This is a genomic window from Micromonospora sp. 4G55 (assembly GCF_016803375.1).
The window spans coordinates 1-2691 of record NZ_JAEVHN010000770.1; the positions used below are offsets into that span (position 1 = coordinate 1).

The window sequence follows — 2691 nt, forward strand, 5'->3', positions numbered from 1 at the left end:
GGGGCCGGCGGCCTGCGGCTGGCCGGGCTGATGGCGGTGGCGCCGCTGGGCTGGGAGCCGGAGCGGGCGTTCGCCCGGCTCGCCGAGGTGGCGGCGCGCTTCCGCGACCGGCACCCGGAGGCCACCGCGCTCTCCGCCGGAATGAGCGGCGACCTCGAACCGGCCATCGAATATGGCGCGACACATGTCCGCGTCGGCAGCGCGTTGCTCGGAATGCGTCCCACGCTGCGGTAGCCTGACCGCGGTAGAAGCAAATTACATCTGTGTTGTTTGAGGAACGGCGTCCCGTTGTCGGGGGCCACGGCGGGCGGCCGCGAATCGCCTGTCGGGGGATTGCCGATCCGATCCGGTGGGCATGGATTGTCCATTCGTGATCAGGCGACACGGCACGGGGGTGCGTGCCGCACGGCGGACGGAAGGGCGCGGGATGGGTGCACTGCGCAAGGCGGGGGTCTGGCTCGGTCTCGTCGAGGAGGATGACGAGCGGGCCTACGACGACGGCTACGACAAGCCCGGCTACCGCGACTCGCGGTACCGGTCGAGCCGGTACTCCGAGGAGTTCGCCGACGACGACGAGGACGAGTCGGAGGAGCCGCCGGCGCCGCGCCCGCGGCTCGGCGAGCGGGGTCGGCTGAGCGAGCGTGGCGCGAGCCGGGCGGTGGAGGCCGACCGGGCCGACGACGAGCGTCCGGAGCGGGTCGAGCGGTCCAGCGTCCGCTCGATCACCCGGTCCGGCGCGGGGGAGACCTCGGGTGCGCTGACCTACCACACCCGGGACAACCTGGCCCTGGCTCCGCAGACCCAGCCGCGCGAGCGCGCGGTGGTGGCCGAGGAGGAGCAGCGCTACCAGATCACCACGCTGCACCCGACCACCTACCGGGAGGCGCGCACCATCGGCGAGCACTTCCGCGACGGCGTTCCGGTGATCATCAACCTCACCGAGATGGACGAGGCGGACGCCCGCCGGCTGGTGGACTTCGCCGCCGGGCTGGCGTTCGGGCTGCGCGGTACGATCGAGCGCGTGACCAACCGGGTGTTCCTGCTCTCACCGGCCAACGTCCAGGTCACCGCGGAGGACAAGGCCAAGATCGCTGAGGGCGGCTTTTTCAGCCTGAGCTAAGTCCGCCCGACCGAGGGACGTCGCCTGCCGTGTTGTCGATCGTGCTCCAAGCGCTGTACCTGCTGCTGTACCTCTTCCTAATTGTGCTGTTGGCCCGATTCGTCCTCAGCGCCGTCCTGCAGTACGGTCGCCGGTGGCAACCGGGACGCGGGGCATCGGTGGGACTGGAATCCGTGTGGAGCGTCACTGATCCGCCTCTCAAGGCGTTGAGGCGTGTGATCCCTCCACTGCGAATTGGTACCGTGAGCATCGACCTGGCCTCCCTTGTGCTCCTGGTTATCCTGTTCGTGCTGATGGAGTTCGTGTTGAAGCGGTTGATCATTGGATGAACGTCCGGTGGCCCAGCCCGCTACGCGGCCGCAACTGACCCGAGGAGTTTCGATGCCGCTGACCCCGGCCGACGTCCACAACGTCGCCTTCAAAAAGCCGCCGATCGGCAAGCGGGGGTATGACGAGGAGGAGGTCGACGCCTTCCTGGACGAGGTCGAGCGTGAGCTTGCCCGTCTGATCGAGGAGAACAACGAGCTGCGCGCCCAGGTGGAGCGCGGCGGCCGTGGTGGCGCTCCCGCCGGCCCCGGCGGCGACGCCCGTCTCGCGGCGGAGCTCAACGACGTCAAGGCCCAGCTCGACCGGGTGCAGCGCGACAAGGCGGCGGCCGAGCAGGCCGCCCGGGCCATGCAGGCCGAGCTGGAGCAGGTCCGCTCCGCCGGTGGCCCGGCCGGCGGTGGCGACGGCGAGCAGCAGGCGCTGCGGGTGCTGATGATGGCCCAGCGCACCGCCGACGACCACGTGTCCGACGCCCGCCGCGAGGCCGACCAGCTTCTCTCCGAGGCCCGGTCCAAGGCCGAGGAGGTCACCCGCGAGGCGCGCGCCAAGGCCGACGCCCTCGAGCGGGACGCCCGCCAGCGGCACCAGGAGGCCATGGGCGGCCTGGACGCCAAGCGCACCGCGCTGCAGAAGCACATCGAGGAGCTCAAGCAGTTCGAGCGTGAGTACCGCACCCGGCTCAAGGCGTACCTGGAGAGCCAGCTGCGGGACCTCGACGGCCGGGGTCAGGGCCTGGAGGCCGAGATGACCCGCACCGAGGGCAGCCGCGCCGCCACCGGCAACGGGCTGGCCGCCGCGAGCCTCGCCGGCTCGTACGGCGGCGGTCGCTCCGGCGCTCTCGAAGCCGGTCGCTGATCCACGGTCGGCGGCCGTCGCCCGACGGTCGCCGACCGCGCCACACCGACACGACGCGGCGGGGGTGAGCCGTGATAGTCGCAAGTCTGCTGCTCATCCTCGTCGCGGTCGTACTGCTGGTGCTCGGTCTCGCTGACGGCTCCAGCACTCTGTTGATCAGTTCCATCGCGGCCAGCCTGTTGGCCGCCGTCGCGTTGGTCGCGGGCGCCCGCCAGGTGGCCGCCACCAAGGCGACGACGGACCGGCCCGGGCCGCGCGCGGGCCGGGGTTTCGCGGGTAGGCCCCGCGTCACGACCCCGCCGGAGCCCTACGCCCCGGTGGAGCCGGAGATCCCCGTCCAGCACGTTCCCACGACGAGCGGCACCGGTGGCGACGGGTGGCGGCAACCG

At 71.6% G+C, this 2691-nt stretch carries 4 protein-coding genes and 1 pseudogene; all 5 read left to right on the top strand.

Annotated features, from left to right (window positions below; translation table 11 throughout):
* Positions 1-234, top strand: a 234-nt coding sequence (locus tag JNW89_RS33900; protein WP_238452140.1) for an alanine racemase, incomplete at its 5' end; no start/stop codon positions are given.
* 193 nt (positions 235-427) lie between these two features.
* Positions 428-1120: a cell division protein SepF gene (locus JNW89_RS33905; RefSeq protein WP_238452141.1), complete on the top strand. Its 693-nt coding sequence runs from the start codon at positions 428-430 to the stop codon at positions 1118-1120.
* 29 nt (positions 1121-1149) lie between these two features.
* Entirely contained in the window at positions 1150-1449 is a 300-nt protein-coding gene (locus tag JNW89_RS33910; RefSeq protein ID WP_238452142.1) for a YggT family protein, read from the top strand.
* A 52-nt stretch (positions 1450-1501) separates the two neighbouring features.
* Entirely contained in the window at positions 1502-2302 is an 801-nt protein-coding gene (locus JNW89_RS33915) for a DivIVA domain-containing protein (protein WP_088961130.1), read from the top strand.
* A gap of 71 nt (positions 2303-2373) precedes the next feature.
* Positions 2374-2691, top strand: a pseudogene (locus JNW89_RS33920) (hypothetical protein); the annotation flags it as partial.